At 39.7% G+C, this 20,634-nt stretch carries 10 protein-coding genes; all 10 read right to left on the reverse strand.

Annotated elements, in window-relative coordinates; translation table 11 throughout:
- Nucleotides 1-43: 43 nt before the first annotated feature.
- The 10 genes from BLR73_RS09690 to BLR73_RS09735 all read right to left on the reverse strand — a co-directional run bounded on the left by BLR73_RS09690 (nucleotide 44) and on the right by BLR73_RS09735 (nucleotide 20,632).
- Nucleotides 44-2,266, reverse strand: coding sequence for a hypothetical protein (locus tag BLR73_RS09690; RefSeq protein WP_091861537.1), 2,223 nt, complete (start codon nucleotides 2,264-2,266; stop codon nucleotides 44-46).
- Nucleotides 2,263-3,414 (reverse strand): TIR domain-containing protein, encoded by a 1,152-nt coding sequence (locus tag BLR73_RS09695; RefSeq protein WP_091861540.1) that lies wholly within the window; start codon nucleotides 3,412-3,414, stop codon nucleotides 2,263-2,265. The genes BLR73_RS09690 and BLR73_RS09695 overlap by 4 nt, the downstream gene beginning before the upstream one ends.
- Before the next feature lie 152 nt (nucleotides 3,415-3,566).
- Nucleotides 3,567-4,367, reverse strand: a complete 801-nt coding sequence (locus BLR73_RS09700) for a DNA/RNA non-specific endonuclease (protein ID WP_091861543.1) — start codon at nucleotides 4,365-4,367, stop codon at nucleotides 3,567-3,569.
- Nucleotides 4,364-7,633, reverse strand: coding sequence for a tetratricopeptide repeat protein (locus BLR73_RS09705; RefSeq protein ID WP_091861546.1), 3,270 nt, complete (start codon nucleotides 7,631-7,633; stop codon nucleotides 4,364-4,366). The genes BLR73_RS09700 and BLR73_RS09705 overlap by 4 nt, the downstream gene beginning before the upstream one ends.
- Before the next feature lie 31 nt (nucleotides 7,634-7,664).
- Nucleotides 7,665-10,922, reverse strand: a complete 3,258-nt coding sequence (locus BLR73_RS09710; protein ID WP_091861549.1) for a tetratricopeptide repeat protein — start codon at nucleotides 10,920-10,922, stop codon at nucleotides 7,665-7,667.
- A complete protein-coding gene (locus tag BLR73_RS09715) occupies nucleotides 10,915-13,125 on the reverse strand; it encodes a DUF4062 domain-containing protein (protein WP_091861552.1) in 2,211 nt (736 codons plus the stop codon). Before BLR73_RS09715 ends, BLR73_RS09710 begins: the two co-directional genes overlap by 8 nt.
- Nucleotides 13,126-13,288: 163 nt before the next feature.
- The gene (locus BLR73_RS09720) at nucleotides 13,289-15,097 is read right to left on the reverse strand and encodes a TIR domain-containing protein (RefSeq protein WP_091861555.1); all 1,809 of its coding nucleotides are present in this window, start codon (nucleotides 15,095-15,097) and stop codon (nucleotides 13,289-13,291) included.
- A gap of 45 nt (nucleotides 15,098-15,142) precedes the next feature.
- Nucleotides 15,143-15,673 (reverse strand): DUF4062 domain-containing protein, encoded by a 531-nt coding sequence (locus BLR73_RS09725; protein ID WP_091861557.1) that lies wholly within the window; start codon nucleotides 15,671-15,673, stop codon nucleotides 15,143-15,145.
- Nucleotides 15,674-15,765: 92 nt separating this feature from the next.
- Nucleotides 15,766-18,552 (reverse strand): DUF4062 domain-containing protein, encoded by a 2,787-nt coding sequence (locus tag BLR73_RS09730; protein ID WP_091861560.1) that lies wholly within the window; start codon nucleotides 18,550-18,552, stop codon nucleotides 15,766-15,768.
- Complete coding sequence (locus BLR73_RS09735; protein ID WP_091861562.1) at nucleotides 18,530-20,632, reverse strand: tetratricopeptide repeat protein; 2,103 nt, start codon at nucleotides 20,630-20,632, stop codon at nucleotides 18,530-18,532. The genes BLR73_RS09730 and BLR73_RS09735 overlap by 23 nt, the downstream gene beginning before the upstream one ends.
- Nucleotides 20,633-20,634: the final 2 nt, after the last annotated feature.

Genomic DNA, 20,634 nt, shown 5'->3' on the forward strand with positions numbered 1-20,634 from the left:
AGCTTGATTACGATGACTACTCATATCTTATTTATCGATGATATCACTTATCTATAACCGAATACTTCTTCGTTTCACCTGCGCAACTTTCAGAATAAGAAGCTGACTTAGAATTCAATACTATATTGACAATAGTTGGAGCACCACCTCCTGTTAGTTTGAGTTTAGCTGAGTTCCTGTTCCATTCAATTATCGTAAAATTGATGTCGTAAGAACCTTCGATTTGCCCGAGACTAATGTACCATTTGGTAATTTGACTATTGTACCATGAGGATATTTCTAATTCTTTATTGACAAACTTATGAGTTGCAAGAAAAGCGATAATATCTTCCTCTTTGTCGAATCTATTTTTATTGCTTTTCATGTTTGCTATTGCTTGCTTTTCTTCTTTTGCTTTTACTTCTTTGATGTTCATAAGTCGTTTATTATGATTATTTACTATCTTGTCTTTTTCTATCTCTATAATAGTATGTACTATATCCATGCACTTATCGTCACTTCCCGCTACATTTGGAATATGAGACAGTATATTGCTATATTGACGGATAGGATAATAGCAATACTCCGAAACGTCATGCTCCATTGAACTTTTCCATGTGTAAAGTGCATCATCACAATCATACTTATTAATTATTGGTTGCATGAACTGCATTACTATTGGGTATAAAAAGTCCGTATACTCAGGATAATCTTTTTTTAGTTCTGTATAATTATTATTATACTCCTCAATTCTTTTGTCGCTTTCCCATGACAATGTATTTGTATGATGCCTTTCTTGAGAAATTGGTCGAATCTTGCTTTCTATGCTTTTAAAGGTATTTTTTTTCACCTCTTTGATATCATTATCAACGAGCTCGTTATACGCTTTTCGTAATGGCTCCAATGATTCGTCTGCAACAATAGATTCCAAATCATTTATGAATTCGTTATATGGAATAGACTTGTCGTCTCTTATTCCATTAAACTGCTCTCTAATTTCTTCTTCTATCTCAATTCTAATCATAGCCCTTTGACTTTGGTCAGAAAACTTATATAATTCCTCTTTGGTAATTTTCTTGTATTTCTCGACATACTTATCTGCAGCATTCTTGCTTTGATTGTAATAATTTGGATATACTTTCTTGAGTGTATTGCTTATTCCATTGTCGACATTGGATATATTCCATTGAGGTTTCATAACCTGGCGAAGAGAATTCTCTCTGTCGGGATACAAAGCCCAGCTTAGAAAATCTTCTTTTGCGGATTTTAATGTTTTTTGCACCTCTGGTTTTAAGTTTTTTGATTTTACGTCAGACTCTTTAACTTTCCAATTTTTTTGGCAGTTCCCTATATGTTTTTCTAGAATGTTCTCTAAGTCCTCTTCAATTATTTTGTCGAGGATTCTATCTAAGACTTTATTTTTCTTTTTTCTCATTTCGTTAATTGAAGCGCGCAAGTAACCGTTATAATGATATGTAAAGAAATTTGTTGCGAAAGGTTGGTTGCCCTTGATGAAATTCTGATAGTAGTCATTTGAAATATCGTTTATCGCTTTCTCAAATTCATTCAGTTCATTACTATGTTTCGTGCTAAAATTTGTTTCAAGTTTTGAAATAACCTCATCAACAATGACATCAATCCATTCTCCATTCTTTTCTTTCTCAAGGCGTATCTGTTCATCGTACTCCAATGATGCATAATCGACCACAGACAGATTATCAGACATAGAGTCTATTTTTTCTACCAGATTAGCCTTTGCATTATTGAATGATTCAAGTTGACGCTTTGCCTTTTCTAATTCAGCTAATATGGAGTTGTATTCTGATTCCTGCTTTTTGATCTTATTTAGCAATTCTTGGTTCTTTTTTACTTCTGCATTCAGTCGCTCTTCTTGTTTTGCTAATGCTGCTTTATTGTTGTTGTAAATCCTATTTCTTTCAGTTTTTACAGCGTTAATATCCGCTAAAACTATAACGCATTGATTTGAACTTAAATAGATTTTTTTTGATAAATCTTCTGGGATAGATACGATATATCCCGGTGCTGTAATGTTTGATATATAAAAACCCATATCTTTTGACACAGGAATGTTGGCTGTAAACTGGCCAGTTTTGTCACTACGGAATTTTGCTTTGTTTATCTCAACGCTTACTCCATTAATAGGAACAATTTGGTCGTTTGCCTTAAAAGTTATTTTTCTAACCATAAATTGCTGAGTAGATACTCTTTGTGCATTGATATTCAATGCAGTAATAATTGCGACGACAGATAATAATAATTTTTTCATTGTATATAAATTTTGTTAGTTATGTTATTGTCACCTTCGGGATAAACCTTCTCTTCGGTCTTATATTTGTCTGTTGATACAATGGCAATATATCCTATGTCAGATGAGTTTTGCTTTGCCAAAGGTACATGTATAGAGAAACACCCTGTTTTATCTGTTTTTGTTGTGTACTCCATTATGTTGACTTGAGCATTATGTACTGGATTGTCGTTTGAATCTATCACAACACCACGAACCAATCCGTAGGTTTCTGTTTTTCTGTATATAGGTAATGTTATTTCAGACTTTAGATTCAATGTTGTATCAATTTTTGTATATCCATAGGCAGAAAAATGTAGTTTGATATTTTGGTTGTGATATTTGCGTGGTATATTCTTGAATACAATTGCATGGTTTAAATCACAAATTGAGTCTTTTAGAGTGTCATTTTCTAAAATGAGCACAATGTTACCATCAACAAAGGGGAGATTTTGATTTTTTTCTTGTTCTAAACATGATATTTTTAAATCAAAGGGCTGATTGTAAAGCCAAATTAGAATTAAAACAGCAACAAAAAATATAGAGGAAACACATGTTATTATCTTGCGATTCCGTTTCTGGCGCTCATGCCTTTTCCATAAAACATCAAAACTTACGCCGAGCATACGAGATACTACACGTATAAAGGCTTTTTCTTTTCCGACTTCGTCGGTGCTAATTCCCAACAACTCTAATTCTGGATGTTGTTGTGTGTATTGGCGCAAGAAGATTGGGTAGCATTCGTCATTATAAGGAGAATTACAGTCTCTATCTTTATAATTATGTGGTGTTCCCGATACTATAAAAGGAATGATAAAGTCTAGTCTGCCCATCTCAATAAATGCCTTGACTTCATCGCTCACCCATGCTGATTGTGCTGAGTTAGGTGAACAAATAACAACCAAATATTTAGACTCCTCAAGTTCCTTTCTTAGTTCGTTTGCTAAGATACCTGTATTAAGATCCGTCTTATCTCGAAATACAGGCCTTAAATAACGGCTGTCTTCAAATTCATTGTGGATATCAGAAGGAAGTTTGTACGATTCTAACTTTTCTTGAAGCCACTTCGCCCATTTTACATCTTTATGATTGTAGCTTATAAAAGCGTATCTTTTCTTTTCGTTTGTCATATTAATCTTTTGTTTTAATTATGTGGGACATGTTTAAGTGCAGCAATCTTATCTTATGTCTGGGAATACTTCCTCGTATTTCATGTGAGTCAATTTTTATTCTTGAAGTAATTCTGATTAATTAATGAATGAGTTGAATTCCTCGACAATCTTTACCGAGAGAGACTAGGTAGATCCCATTGACTTATGTCAGTCATGTCATAGACACGTTCCTTGATGGAATCGGCCAGATTGGGAAAGAACTTGTATCCTGTAATCCTCTCTACCTGTCGGATGGAGTTCACGTAAAAGTCTTTCTTCCTGTTGCCGTCGGTATTTCTGCAAATGAATCCAATGCCCATGGGCTCATTGTCGTCAATGCATAAGATCACTTTAAAGAATGCTTCCGGAACGGGTATCTGGTTGGCGCCGATTCTCTGATGAACCTGGCTCTTAAGGAAGATGGGGCCACAGACGATATAAATGCTGCCGTGCTCCTTTGCCCATCTCCTGCATGCGATTTCTATTTCTTTCCAGTCTCCCCGATTCAAGACGGGATTCTGGGGGCACATGTTGGATAAGAGGAAAGTCTCATCTCGCCCCTGATCGTTCCAATTGCAGTCACCACCAGGACACATATGTCCACGGTCATAACCCGATGAAGCGTAATCAGAGAGCAGTGCCCGGCTGCCTTCCTCAATCTCAGGATCTTCATGATATTCGTTCCACACGCCCTCTTTCCGCTTCATCACTTGCTCTCCCTTCAACTGCCACATTACCCAGTTCGGCATGAAAGTACTGTTGTTATAAGATACAGTATAGCAAATGCGCTCTATAATCCTCGAAGGAATTGTATCGGATAGGGTAGGGTAACCAACCTCCGGAAACTTAGTTGGAGAACCTGCACTACATGAATGTAACGATAGCAATAGTGCTATTAAGATCACTATATTTCTTTCTACATACTTCATCATGACTTCATCATTTTATTAATTTCATCAATAGCCTTTATTGTCTCCTGAATGTATTTGTGGTCTGGGGGGAATATAGCCTTACGTATTTCAAGAACATTCTGATAGTAATCTAATGCTTCCTTGTATCGTCCTAAGGTTGCGTATATGGCGGCACCAGATGTGATATAATCAGCGCAAGTCTCATAATCTCCCAAATACGCGTAAATAGCACCAGTATTACAATAAGACATTGCTGTGTGTGCGTGTTCATTCCCATATATTGATCGCCTTATTTCCAGTGCTTTGGAGCTATATTGCAGTGCCTCTTTATAATTGCCGTTCTTTACCAGAATGGTAGCATAATCATTTAAAGCGAGAGCCGTGTTAGAACTCGTTTCACCCCAAAGTGATTTGGAGAATTCAAGCCTTTTTTCGTAATAGATCCTGGCATTTTCATTGTCATGCAGTTTTGAGTAAGTTTTGGCGATGTTGTCATAAACTGTGAACAAATCGGGATTTACATATGTTTGTAGATGCGACTCTAAAATCGAGGCAGATTTTATTTCATATTCCAGTTCTGAGTTGAAATCTTGATTTAATCCGTATGCCCTTCCTACATTATTCATGGATTCGGCAGTCTTTGGGTGGTTTAATCCCATAATTTGCTCTCGTATTTTTAATGCTTCAAGTTTGTATTTTAATAGATTGCTGTAATCTCCTAGGTTTCCATAAGATGTGCCAATATTATCCATTACTTGCGCAGTCATAGGATGATAATTACCATATGTATTTGTTGTGGCATCCAATGCTCTAACGGCATATTCATGGGATTTCTCATATTCATGTAAATCTGCATGAATAAGTGAAGCTGCATTGTATGATTCTGCCGTAATCTCACTATTGCAACCATACAATTCCTCACGAATTGTTATTGCTTTATTAATATAATCGCATGCTTTTTGATAATCTCCTAACTTATAATAATCAAGCCCAACATTATGAAAATGAATGTCTGTTCCTGCATTTTCTTCTCCAAAAGAAATGGAAGTTTGTAGGGCCTTGTTATGATATTCTAAAGCCTTTTCATAATCTCCCATTTGGTAGTATGTAGTTCCTAAATTACCGTATGCAGTAGATAAATCTCCTCTTTGATCGTCTACTGTGTTTTCCCATAACGTTATGTCCTTTTGATGGTATTCCAATGCCTTTTCATAATTCCCTTGTTTTTGGTATATAAGTCCAATAACTTTATAAGTAGAAGAAATGGTAGATTTATCTGTGCCGCTGATATTCGCTTTTTCCAAAGCTAACAATGCAAACTGTAGACTATTATCATAATCTGCTAGATAATCTCTGCATATCCAACTAAAAACCAGACATACTTCTATTGAATGTTCCTTCAGTAAAGGTTTGTATTCAGACATATTATAGCCATTTTCATATAGAAGATGCCAATAATGGATAAGTTCAACTTTTTCATCGCATAAAATTAGGAATCTGTTGATTTCTAATATATAATCGTGTAAGCCTATGATGTCTTTTAACTTATAATAATGCCAGGAAATCTCACTGACATGACGAGAGTCGGAATAATCCTTAAAACACTTTATAATATCTCTCCTTATACTATTTTCAAATTCCTTATCTAAAGAACAATTGCGCTTTATAGTTGAATTTAAAATGTGAATGTGCGAGAAGGCAATGAGTCCGTTCTTGTTTGAAAGGTGGGCACTTAACGCACAGAATAGTTGTGACCAGCAAAGGGATGGAACTTCTGTAATACTCAAAATCTCAGACTCAGAAAGTCCATTTTTAGTAAGTGCGATTAAAGAAAGAATGTACTTTATAATGTCTTTTCCGTATTCATTCTCATAGCTATGCAACAGAGCCTGATAGAAATCCTCAATAGTGTCTTGTGACAAATAATAATCTATTTTCTCATCCAGCTTTTCGTATATGCCGAAGTTGATGAGTTCTTCTAGAAGCGTTTTCAGAACGAGCGTATTCTCGCATTGACTGTCGTTGGCGATACGCTCAATTTGTCTGTTCTTGAGTTTCTTTCCATATAGGTGGAGATACTCATTGATCAGCTGTTTTCTATGGTCAAGACTTATTGGTTGTAAAACGAAAGTAGGGTAGTGGCGGTTCTTAAACACCTCCATCGTCCGGTCATCTTCAAGCGTAGAGAACAGTATCTTGATGTTCTTTGGTGGGAAGGGCAACCAGTTCAGCAGTTTGGCATTGTCTGTATCGATAATCTGGTTGATGGCATCGAGTACAATTAACAGAGATTTCTTACCTTTTGATGCCACCCTAATGAACAGTTCGTTCAATTTGTCTTCCTGAGACTTGTTCAACTCTTTTTCCGGCTCCCATCCGTATACATCGTTGATTTCGTCAATGAGCACTTTCATGATCTGCTCATGACTGCTCTCACTTCCGCCATTGCCAGTGAAGTGGTATATGATATTATATCCACGATCTTTATCCTGCAGCTTTTCGTTTACCCAGTTCGCCATCAGGGCACTCTTGCCCAGGCCACTCGCTCCAGTTATAACCATCTGGTGTTGCTCCCAGTCTTGCATCCAGTCATCAATCACCTTGAAATTCTTCTCGTCGCGAATGTAGTTCTGGCAAAGCAGGTGCATAAAAGAGCGTTGGCCGATTCGCTCCTTTTCCAACTCCGAAATATTTCCTTCTGGAAACAGCTGGTCAAGGAGTGCAATAAATGCCTGCTCTACCTGTTCTGCGAGATTCTCAGGTGAACTGTAAGTGGAAGAAGGATATCTGCTTGCTTCTACTTCAGCCTTAAGACGGTTAAGCATCTCAGGATTGTCCTGCTTTTCCATCTTATCCTTAATATAGAAATAGGCATGCATATCCTCTTCACGCTGCAACACACCGAACTGCATCTCCATCTCTGTAACTGAGAGATGTTGACCGATGAAAGTGTTGACATCGGGGAACCGTTCTGTGACATTGGCACTAAGATCATCCTTTTGTGGAACCCAGCCATACCTATTGCCTATGATACCTATAAAGAAAGGAATGGAGTTCTCAATCTCACGGAGGCATATTTCAACGACCTTGCCCGTCTTGGCTTCCTCTTCGGTGATACCCCAGCGGAGGTCCAACTCGGTCAGTGTCACATCACGCTCAGCCGCGAGTTTCCTAAGCTTTGGAAACGTTCGCTTCATCAAGTAATCCCTCTCATCCTGCATATCTTGGAATGTGGATGAGATGAACACACGTATCTGACGATTATCTATCAGGTGATTGTCAATCATCGTTGTTAACTCTTTGATGTTTCTACTACTATTATTTCTTCATCATTGCCTTTAGGGAGGCTATCTTGTCTTTGATTTCCTGGATACTATACTTCGGCGCGGCCTGCTCCCTCATCAACTGAAGGCAATGCTCAAACTGCGCCAGCGCCTCATCGTGCCGACCAAGTCCTTGATATACAGTGGCAAGCGTGTCGATACAATTGACGTCGTCAGGAAACACATTTATGGCCTTTTCAATATAGGGGAGCGCCTCTTCATATCTGTTCAAGAGATGATAGAGCCATGCAACATCATTATAGATGCCTGCCGTGTCAGGATGCTCCGTGCCGAGCACCTTCTCAAAAAACTCAAGGGCTTTCATGCGATACTCCAGCGCCTTGTCGTAGTCGCCTTTGTTCCCGTAAAGATTCCCGATGTTGCTGTAGGAATCTGCCGTTGCGGGATGCTCCGTGCCGAGCACCTTCTCCTTGACTGCAAGCGCCTTCAGATAATACTCCAGTGCCTTGTCGTAGTCGCCCTTGATTTCATAAACATTCCCGATGTAGTGGCAGGAAGTTTCCGTGGCGGGATGCTCCGCACCGAAGACTTTCTCACGAATCTCCAAGGCTTTTTGATGAAACTCCAGCGCATTGTCGTAATCGCCTTTGTCAGAATATACAACTCCGATGTTGTTGTAGGAACTTGCAGTGTCGGGATGCGCCGCCCCGAGAACCTTCTCGCGAATCTCAAGGGCTTTCAGGTAATACTCCAGCATCTTGTCGTAATCGCCCTTGTACCAGTATTCACCCCCGATTCTATTGTAAGAACTTGCCGTATCGGGATGCTCCATCCCGAGCGTCTTCTCTAAAATCTCAAGGGCTTTCAGGAAACACTCCAACGCCTTGTCAGAGTCGCCCTTGATTCCATATACTTGTCCGACGTTGTTGTAGAAATCAGCCGTAGCAGGATGTGCCGTGCCGAGCACCTTCTCGTTAATCTCATGCGCTTTCAAGTGAAACTCCAGTGCCTTGTAGAAGTCATCCTCGCAGCCATATGCACTTGCGATATTGTAGTAGGACATTGCCGTGTCGGGATGTTCAGTCCCGAGAACCTTCTTGCGAATATCAAGCGCTTTCAGGTGATGCTCCAGCGCCTTGTCGTACTCGCCTTTGTCAAAATAAACAATCCCGATGTTGTTGTAACTTTTAGCCGTTTCCTTGCTGTCCTCGCCGAACTTCTCCCTGGCCTTTTGCAGTGAGATCTCGGCTATCTGTCTGGCTGTATCGTAATCTGCCATAATAGCTCGACAGAATCCACTTATGTTATTACAAGACTTTATATCAGCATCGTCAAGCAATAATTTATAATCGGATAGATTATAGCCTTTAGCCATTAGTTCTCGCCAATATTGACCTAAGCCAAACTCGTCTGATTTATATAGAGAGTCAAAAACCTTGATATTTAGTAGAAACTCATGCAGTCTCTTGTGGTCTATGAGATTGAACAGTTGCCAGGCTTTTTCGGCGAAGGCGCGGGCGGTTTCTTGGCTTTCCGTTAAGCGAACTATCTCCTCGCGGCAAGTGCGCTCGTAATTGTTGTCGCTCTGCAGGTAACGCTCTTCCACGGCATAGAGGATATAACTGTGGGAGAAGGTGATGATTCCCCCGTTGGTGACCGTGTGCGACATGAACGCGCACAGGAACTGCGACCAATACAGGCGAGCGACACGCGGGTTGTCTTCAGTGCTGCCGTGGTTCAACACTGCGAGTATCTCGTCCTCGCTGAGGCCGTTCTTGGAGACGGCTATCAGCGACAGCGCGTGGGTGACGATGTCTCTGCCGAATTCGTCCTCGTGGCTCTGCAGCAGCGCCTGATAGAAGTCCTCTATCGTCTCTTGCGAGAGGTAATACTCTATGCGGTCGCCTATCTTCTCGTATACGCCGTAATTGATCAGTTCGTCAAGCAGCGTCTTGAGCACCATGGTGTTCTCGCACTGCCTGTCACCAGCTATGCGCTCCACATTCTCGGGGGTCAGTTTCTTGGCAAACTGTCCCAGATATCCTTCTATAAGCCTCTTGCGGTTGGCGATGTCCAGAGGCTGCAGGGTGAAGACGGGATAGTTCCTGTTCCTGAACACCTGCATCGTCCTGTCGGCCTCAAGGGTGGAGAACAGGATTTTCACCTTCCTGGGGGGCACAGGCAGCCAGTTGAGCAGCTTCGCGTTGTCGTTGTCCACTATCTGGTTCACGGCGTCAAGCACTATCAACAGAGGCTTGTCGCCCTCGCCGGCTACGCGAAGGAACAGTTTGTCTAGTTTGTCGTCTTTGTTTTCTTTTTGCCCTCCTTCTGCACTGCTGAACTGCGGCATGCCATTATCGCCTGTGGCGTTCCAGCCGTAGATGTCGGCAATCTCGTCGCTCAGCGCCGTCTTGATGTGTTCATGGCTGCTCTCGCTGCCGCCGTTGCTCGTGAAGTGGTAGACGATGTTGTAGTCACAGTTCTCGTCCGAGAGTTTTTCGTTGAGCCAGTTAGCGATGAGGGCGCTCTTTCCCATGCCGCTGGCGCCGGTTACCACCATCTGGCGGCAGTCCCGGTCGTTCAGCCACTCGTCAAGTGCCTGGAAGTTGCGCTCATCGCGGATATAGTTCTGGCAAAGCTGGTGCATAAAAGAACGTTGGCCAATACGCTCTTTTTCCAACTCCGAAATATTACCTTCAGGAAACAGTTGGTCAAGAAGTGCAATGAAGGCCTGCTCTACCTGTTCTGCGAGATTCTCAGGTGAACTGTAAGTGGAAGAAGGGTATCTGCTTGCTTCTACTTCAGCTTTAAGACGGTTAAGCATTTCAGGATTATCCTGGTCCTCCATCTTATCCTTGATGTAGAAATAGGCGTGCATGTCTTCTTCACGCTGTAACACACCGAACTGCATCTCCATCTCCGTAACGGAGAGATGTTGACCGATGAAAGTATTAACATCGGGAAATCGTTCTGTGACATTGGCGCTAAGGTCATCCTTTTCCGGCACCCAACCATATCTGTTGCCGATAATGCCTATAAAGAAAGGAATGGAGTTCTCAATCTCACGAAGACATATTTCGACGACCTTTCCCGTCTTAGCTTCTTCTTCGGTGATTCCCCAACGAAGATCAAGTTCGGTCAGTGTCACATCACGTTCTGCCGCAAGTTTCCTAAGCTTTGGAAACGTTCGCTTCATCAGATAATCCCTCTCATCCTGCATATCTTGGAATGTGGATGAGATGAATACTCGTATCTGTCGGTTTCCTATCAGATCCTGTCTCGCGTTATTCATTTCTATTCCTTTTTAATTCTTGTATTCTATGCCAAATGTCCATCTGTTCCTCTTCTTTAAGAAATCCAGGTGGTGGTAACAAAATCTTTTCGTTATAATATTTAATTTCTAATTGGTAAAATTCTATTGCTGTATTTATATCTATCGACTCGTATGTTTCCGCTAATTTGTGTATACAATTTGGATAGTAACGAGATGAACTTAAATATGGTTCAAGGAATTTCAAAATTCCATTTTCTTGACTCATTGCGGTTTTAACTATATTAGGATGACTAAAGATGAAATCAGCATACCAAAAATCAGGCTGATCGTGTTTGTCCTTTTTAAGTAAAAATTCTTTTAAAGTACCTAAACCTTCTCCTATGATTCTCTGGATATAAAAAGCCGCCCATTTCTCATCGAAATTTATAAGAACTTCAAATTCTCTTTTTACAAAAATATATAAACTTTTATTATCATATAAATGATATAACTGAAATGGAACCTCTAAGACTGCTCTTTGGGGACTAATATCAGAAACGGTTTCAATGATGTTTCTGCGATATGTGATAATAGTATTGTTGTTTATATCATATCTTTTTGAAACAGCATTGCTAAAATGGATATGGGAAAACAATATCTGACCGTTTCCTGTGGTCAAAAAAGAGAAAAGAGCACAATACAATGTAGCCCAATCGACCTGCCTTATAGTAGCAATTCTCATAATTTCTCCCTCTGTTAACCCTAGATGACTTATGGATATTAAAGTGAGACAATGCTCAACAATTTCTTTTCCAAATTCTTTCTCATAATTATATAGTAACAACTGATAAAAATCTTCGACAGTATTTGGCGATAGATACTCTTCTATATATTTGCCTAACATTTCATAAACACCGAAGTTGATGAGTTCATCGAGCAAGGTCTTCAGTACGAGTGTATTTTCGCATAGACTGTCGTTAGCAATAAGCTCAATCTGTTCTTCGGTGAGTTTCTTTCCGAACAAGTGAAGATAATCATGAATCAACAGCCTGCGATGCTTTAGACTAATAGGCTGCAGTACAAACGTAGGGTAGTTGTGGTAGCGGAAAACCTCCATGGTACGGTCATTCTCAAGCGTAGAGAAGATAATCTTTATGTTTTTGGGAGGTATTGGCAGCCAGTACAGCTGTTTGGCATTGCCGATGTCAACAATCTGATTGATGGCGTCGATAACAATTAACAATGGTTTCTTTCCTTCTGTTGCCACTTTGATGAATAAATCATTCAATTTATCCTTCTGAGATATGGAAGATATCTTCTCCGACTCCCATCCGTATACATCGTTGATTTCGTCAATGAGCACTTTCATGATCTGTTCATGGCTGCTCTCACTTCCACCATTGCCGGTAAAGTGGTAGATGATATTATATCCACGATCTTTATCCTGCAGTTTTTCGTTTACCCAGTTCGCTATGAGGGCACTTTTACCCAGACCGCTTGCTCCAGTTATAACCATCTGGTGTTGCTCCCAGTCTTGCATCCAGTCATCAATCACCTTGAAATTCTTCTCGTCGCGAATGTAGTTCTGGCATAGTTGGTGCATAAAAGAACGTTGGCCGATTCGCTCTTTTTCCAATTCTGAGATATTCCCCTCAGGAAACAGTTGGTCAAGAAGTGCAATAAAGGCTTGCTCTACCTGTTCTGCGAGATTCTCAGGTGAGCTGTAAGTAGAAGAAGGATATCTGCTTGCTTCTACTTCAGCCTTAAGACGGTTAAGCATTTCTGGATTGTCCTGCTCCTCCATTTTATTCTTGATGTAGAAATAGGCGTGCATGTCTTCTTTGCGCTTCAACACACCGAACTGCATCTCCATCTCTGTAACGGAGAGATGTTGACCGATGAAAGTATTGACATCAGGGAAGCGTTCTGTGACATTCTCGCTGATGTCTTTCTTCTCGGGAACCCATCCGTAGCGGTTTCCTATAATACCGATAAAGAATGGTATGGAGTTCTCTATCTCACGCAGGCAGATTTCCACGACCTTGCCAGACTTTGACTCTTCTTCGGTGATGCCCCAACGAAGGTCAAGTTCTGTCAGCGTTACGTCTCGTTCTGTCGCAAGCTTGCGCAGCATGGGGAAAGTACGCTTCATCAGATAATCCCTCTCGTCCTGCATATCTTGGAATGTGGATGAGATGAATACACGTATCTGTCTGTTTTCTATGAGATTACTATTGCTCATCTTCAATTATTATTTCGGTTTCTTCAATGTATTTCAGTGATTGCAGGATGGCACCCTCTTCGGAAGTCGGATGTAACAAACGGATTTTAAGGGCTTTGCGGAAATGATCCAAGGCTTTGTCATATTGTCGATGGTAGGAAATAACAGCTTTTCTTATCACTTCTTATTTTTTTTTGATGATATTATTAATCTTTTCAATATCAAGCTTGGCAGATTGCTTTCCCAATGACAGACATTTATTATATGCCTCCAAAGCCTTCTCGTAATCACCTAAAGCTTTATAAATCGCGCCAAGTGTATCTAGGTTGGCTGGGTTCTCACCCAACTCTATAGATTTTAATGCAAGTGGCAATGCCTCATCATATATTTCCATTAAATATAGTTGCCACGAAATAGAGTTATAAAAAGTACAAATGTCCTTAAAGGTAGCTGAAATTTTGTCTACTTCGTTCATGTGTCTTTCTGCCCCTTCAATATTAACATCTGTTCCATAGCCCTTTTTCATCATTATTGAGCACATTACTTTGGAGAAAGCAACCTCATTGTTGTTTTCTTCAATGTTAGCACCCTCGCAAAAGAAACTGTAAGCTTTGCTCATATTATGGTATTTGCCAGGGCCGAAATACAATGAACCTATTCTGATTAATGGAGATACTTTTTCCTTTTCTAGAGCTTGAGTGTATAAAGAAAGTGCCTTGTCAAGATCTTGTTTCGTTCCTCTTCCATACTGATAAATCTCACCAAGCCATATCATTGATGTTTTATTCCCAAGATTGATTGATTTTTCATACCATAACCTTCCTTTAGAATAATTTCTTTTAACACCGATTCCTTCAGTATACATCCAACCAATTTGCCGCATTGCCTTATCATTACCCAAATTGGCAGATTGTTCAAAATAATACAAAGCGGTTTTCCCGTTTCTCTCAACGCCGTTTCCACGCAAATACATACAACCAAGGATATATAGGGCCTCATTGCTACCATAATCTGCAGCCAATTTCAGCCATGGAACAATAACGTCTCTCTCTATCTTGTTGTTCGTAATAGCATTAATATTTCTTACAATATAGTTTTTTGCATCAATATTCCATTGCTTTGCTGCTTTCTGAAGGCAGAGAAATGACATTTCAATCTTAGGTTCATGAGTGCTTGAACCTTCAAAAAGTCCACGTCCCCAGAAGAGCAATGTATTTGAATCATCTTGGGCTTCAATATCTTTTTCCGAGAGTTCCCAAAGGTTTTGCGTGAGTTTCCATTGTATTGGCACGTACTTCTGTGTGTCTTTTTCAATACTAACAATGAAACTCTGTTCCTCGCAAGTATCATTGTTCTTGCAATCAAATCTGTGTTCTCCAGCTCTCTTTACCGTGTATATGTATGGATGTTTCTCGTCAACATTTTGATCCAAAGAACCTATCAGATTTCCATATTCAAAGATGTCACAATGCCCATTGGAATAAAAAAGGAAATCCGCAATACCATTTCCATTAAGGCTTGACATAAACAGGTTTTTCGGTTTAGATTGCAAATACCCTTGATCTATCAAATATTTCTTATAGAAATCATCAATTTCAGAGGCTTCGAAAATAATCGCATTCTCCAAGGCCAAACTTTTCAGTTCTGGAGGAAGTTCTTGTATTGCAGGCATCTTATATCCGTCCAACAACAACGGAATAATTCTTTTCTTATTCTTTAATGCATGTGTTATCTCCATGCAAAACCAGTCTGTTTTATACGAGCCTGAAATACCATTGAAACATGAATTAAGCGAGTTTTGTTCCAGTAGCACGAAAATATCCTGTGCTCCTTCAATATGTGTAAGCAGTTGCTCATTGAACCGTCCTTGACGAATTTCTTTGCGGTCAAAGAATACGCTGTAGCCTTTTTTCGTTAAAAGGTCGTAAAGATACGCAGCTGTCGCGCTGCTAATGCCAAGCCTTTTGTAGCTAATAAAAATATCGTATTTCATACCTTTAATAATATGTTATAATTCTAATGTTACGCTACGAATTTGCTATTGTTTATTTATCAATTCTTTAGCTGGGTATCTACAAGCTCTCACTTCCTCTTTTAATCGTTCCAGCATCTCAGGATAGTCTTGCTCATCTTTCTCTTCTTGTTCCTTAATATAAGCATGCATGTCTTCCTTACGTGCTAACACACCAAACTGCATTTCCATCTCAGTAACACTAAGATGTTGCTCGATATATTTGTTAACGTCAGTAAAGCGTTCTGTAACATTCCCACCAAGGTCTTCTCTTGAAGAAACCCATCCGTATCGATTGCCGATGATGCCAATGAAGAAGGGTATAGAGTTTTCAATCTCACGCAGACAGATTTCCACGACCTTGCCAGACTTTGACTCTTCTTCGGTGATGCCCCACCGAAGGTCAAGTTCTGTCAGCGTTACATCCCGTTCTGCCGCATGCTTTCGCAGCATGGGGAAAGTACGCTTCATCAGGTAATCCCTCTCATCCTGCATATCTTGGAACGTGGATGAGATGAATACTCGTATCTGGCGGTTGTCAATGATATTGGTCTTCATATCTCTTCTGCTTTATTTTGGGATGTGGAATACTTATTGATGTTGCAAAGATACTGTTTATAATCGAAAATACAAAGTATTAATACCTAATTTTATAGTTCTTCGAGCATCTTGTTCAATATATTAAGCATATTACCAACTATTCGCTCGTCCTTTTCTCTCTGATAGTATATTATGGCCTTCTCGCAATGTACTATAGCTTCTTTATTATTTCTGAGTTTCTGATATATGATAGCACATTCATAATGGTCATAAGCACAATTGGCTTCAAATAAATAATAGTCATTATTAACTATCTTATTCTTATACTTCTCAGAGATCCTTAATGCCTCTAATTGTCGTTGTAAGGCAAATTCATACATGTTTTTTCTGACATATACCCTCGACAAAGCACTAACAACGTCTCTGAAGATTAACACATAGGCTTCGTTATCTGAGATCGGTAGTAATAAGTCATACAAATCTTCGTAGATTTTCTCACCTTCAGCTGTCGGCTCATTATACGTAATCGAAAGATCATCGTTCTGAGTAATGTCTCCATACAGTTCAACCAAATCATTTACAATAGACCTAAGGAAGATAGAAAAATCGGCTCTATTGATATATTTTATGCATATACTCAATGCCTTTGTCAATATCAGTCTTTTTCCTTCCTTGTCATTTTCGCTTTCATAGATACTTGCAAGCGACTGGCAAAGAGATAAAATGACGGGAATATACGTATCTCCATACGAAGAATAAATGTCTAAAGCCCAATGCACATATCTTATACTGTCTACAGGTGCTTGGATGCATCTGGATATCATGACAACATATGCCAATGATAAAGGGTCTTTGTTTATATATTTTTCCGAGTCGTTAAAATAGGTATCCAGGGAATAGTTTGTGTGTTTCAGCAAAACATCCCAATATTCAACAACTTCACCAACGTAATACTCTGGCGCTGTACCAGAATAAGCTCCATGAAATTGAGCAAGTAAAACTTGTGGCTGTGAAACAACATAATATAAATCATCGTATCTCGAAAGAAATTTACATTGATAGGGCAGGTCGAACTTCCACATCCAGCTATTACAATCTGAATCCTCACCTATATTGTTGTCCATCCCCAGATAATAGTCAATAAACTTTTGTCGATAGATATCAAGCGATACAGAACTATAATGTTGTGCTATTACATTTTTAATACCATCGTTGGCAAATACGATATAACCTGATTTGTTTCTTATGAATGCTCCTAAACCATAATACACTTGAGAAAACTTTAGCTGATTAGTGTTGATAATACAGCGTAGGTCATGTTCAGGTACGCCTTTTCTGGATACAATAATCGATAATAAAAAGTCACGAACAGTTTTATTACCAAATATTTCTTCATGCTGTTTCAATAGGTAAAGATAGTAATCGTAGACAGTTTTTATGTTACGATATACTTCAATATGTTCATCAAGATCTTCCGGGCTACGAAGATTAATGATGGAGCTAATTAAACATCGAAGACTAAATGGGACTTTTGATTTTGCATCTGATATGATTTCGTTTAATTGTAATCTTGTTAGCTTTTTACCGTATTCACTTAGTGTATGAGCGATTATGTTTCTGCACTCTTTTTTTGATAAACTACCTATTTTGATTGTTGTTTTAATATATTCGTCTAAAAATCCACAAGAATCTTTCATTCTTCCTGAAACGATGTCTAAGTAGTGCATGTAATCAGAGTATATTTCAGGATGTTCTCTTGCAGCTGTATCAAAACATTCATGCCCCAAGTTTGCACAGTCAGAGTTCTTGTAGTTAGCGGTTCTTAAAGATATGATGACTTTGCTACCTGCAGCAACATTTGGCAAAAATTCTTGGGGATGTATATAAGGATCGTCAAAATGGTCTACTCCGTCAACGATGAATATGGTAGGATTGTTTAAAGTCACCTCATAAACAAAGTGCTTAAAATCCATGTCATCTTCACTCCTTTTCATGTGATATAGTTCACAAAGAGAATCAATAACATACGATTTGTAAGATTCCATTTTGCTTTCTTTAGACTCTCCAGCAAAATAATAGACAACTTTATGTAACTTTATTATTTGAGTAATCCAGAATGCTAATGTCGAGGTTTTCCCACACCCATCATCCCCATGTACAACTAAATATCTTTTCGAGCTGTTTAAAAACTGATTTAAGTGATCAATAACAGAGTTCTTTGGCTTAACGGCAAATGAGAAAGCATGTAAAGACGCCCTTTGAATACTTTTCTTTTTCTCGAATGGTGTACATTCTTCTTCTGGATACAATCTATCAATCAAAGAAAGAAGATCTGCTTCAACATGTTTCCCTAATTCTTCTGGAGAACGATATGATTGCTTCGGGAAACTGGTCTGACTTCTGACGAAGTCTTTTAGGAATTTTTGGTTTGGACTGGTTTGGGCAGTATCTTCTTTAATATAGAAGTTCGCATATATTTTTTGATTTGGTTGAAGCCTCTTGCTTAAAGCTCCATACTGCATTTCCATCTCTGTCACACTTTTGCCTTGGAGAATATAATCTTTTAACCAAGGAAAGTCGGTTTCCAAATTTGGATTCTTCTGCAACTCGTTTATTTCAGGACACCATCCGTATCTGTCCCCCAAAATACCAATGAAATAAGGTCTGCAATTACAGATTTCCTTAAAGCATATCTCCAGCACTTTTCCATTACTAGACTCTTCATATGTAATGCCCCAGCGAAGATCAATCTCTACAAGCTTCACATCTCTACTCTCTGCAACTTTCCTCACTTTAGGGAATACATTATAAAAAAGGTATTCTCTTTCTTCTTGCATATCACTAAATGTGGATGAGATAAAGACTCTTATTTGCCTATTGTTCTGATAATCTTCCATTCTTCTTCAGTTCTTTGAGTGATACAATCTTTTCTTCTGTCTCGTGGATACTCCCTTCTGGGATATTCTGCTCTTTCTGGAGTTTCAGGCATAGTTCAAATTGCTCAAGAGCCTTGTCGTAATTGCCGAGATTTTTGTATGCGAGTCCGATGTTGATATATAAGCGTGCCGTTTCAGGATGCTTCTTGCCTAAGACTTTTTCTTGGATTACCAATGCCTGATTGTAATATTCCAGTGCTTTGTCGTAATTGCCGAGACGAAAGAATACATTGCCAATGTTGCCATATGAAAGTGCCGTGTCAGGATGTTCCTTGCCCATGACTTTCTCTTGGATGTCCAAAGCCTGCTTATGATACTCCAACGCCTTGTCATAATTGCCGAAACAATCGTATACAATACCGATGTTGTTATAAGAGCTTGCCGTTTCAGGATGCTCCTTGCCTAGGACTTTCTCTCGAATCTCCAATGCTTGCTTATGATACACCAGCGCCTTGTCGTAATTGCCAAGAATACCGTATACAACACCGATGTTGCCACATGAAATTGCTGTGTCAGAATGCTCCTTGCCGAGGACTTTCTCTTGGATTTCTAATGCACGCTTATGGTACTCAAGAGCCTTGTCGTAATTGCCGAAACAATCGTATACAACACCGATATTGCCATATATGCTTGCCGTTTCAGGATGCTCCTTTCCATAGACTTTCTCTCTAATTTCTAATGCTCGCTTCTGATACTCTAATGCCTTGTCGTAATTGCCGAGATCACAGTATACGGCGCCGATGTTGTTATATGAGCCGGCCGTATCAGGATGCTCTTTGCCATAGAAATCTTCACACATTTTTATTTGTCTGTTGTAAATTTCTATAGCTTTCTCGTAATGGGCATGGTCATAAAGGAAAGCAGAATAATCCCAAAGGAAATCTAAATATTTCTTCTGATCATAATTAATCTCCTGTGCGAAGGCGTCTGCCTCTTCGTATATCTGAAGAGTCTTTGCTAAACGTTCTTCAATGGGTATAAAGTTGTTTGACATTTTGTATGAGGCTCTCTGGATTTGTTCCTCAAGCGCCTGAACGCTGACTTTCTTAGTCATGCGGAAATCCTTCCGGGCTTCATCAAAATCTTTTTCGGCTTCATCAAGGATAATATCTGCCCGCTGAGCATCGCCGCTTTCAAATGCCTCGATGGCGCGAGTCATGCGCTCAGAGATTTTCCTGCCTCGCTGCTCCGTGATGCGTCTAGCAGTGTTGAAGAGATTCTGCTGCTCACGCTCGAACTCGTCCTCCAAGGCATTCTTGCAATCGAGTTTCTTCTGAAGGTCATCCGTCAGTTTGTCAACATCTTCCTTTGCATCCTGATAGTCTTCCAAACAGTCCTCATCATCGGGATTCTCCTCATAATCAGCCTTCTTCCTTTCAAGTTTCCTTTGTTTCTTTTCCAGATTAGCTTGTATATCCGTAATCTCCTCTCGCAGTTTCTTCAGTTCTGCCTGCCTCTTCTTGAAACCCTCGTTGTTGGCTGCAAAAGGAACATTATTGAGATCGACAAGTGCTTCGTTGTCCACGAAGACATGCTCATTCCGCACCTCTATGGTCTTCTCTCCAAGCATATCCTTCTGGTAGTTCTCTAGTTGTAGGAGGAATTCCAGCTTCATGGTGTCCACTGTATGGAACTTGCAGAAGAAATGTCCTCCATAACGTTTCTCATATTCTGTGATAAAGTCGCGTACCTCTTGAGAAACATCTTCGCTGTTAGGGTTTTTGAAGAACACATAGATCTTCTGCGGGTTGCCACCATCGAGCATACTCTTGTACGCCACATCCAGTTCCTCTCCGGTATAGCTGCCGAATCGCCGCCAGAACAGCACCATACAGATATCGCACTGATGCAGTACGTCGTTATACTCATCCTGTTTGCGCTTGCCCGACATGGAAGCATCAAGATACTCCCATTTCTCAAGGTCGAGTTCAATACCGCGTCCCTTGAACAGTTTGTTCAAATGCAGCACGAGATCTGCCATCTTCTCCCGCTCAGGAGAAAGTTCCTCTGATGATGCCAGGAATATCTTGATAGTTTTCATAA

Source organism: Prevotella sp. khp1 (assembly GCF_900102205.1).
GTDB classification, from domain to species: Bacteria; Bacteroidota; Bacteroidia; order Bacteroidales; family Bacteroidaceae; genus Prevotella; species Prevotella ruminicola.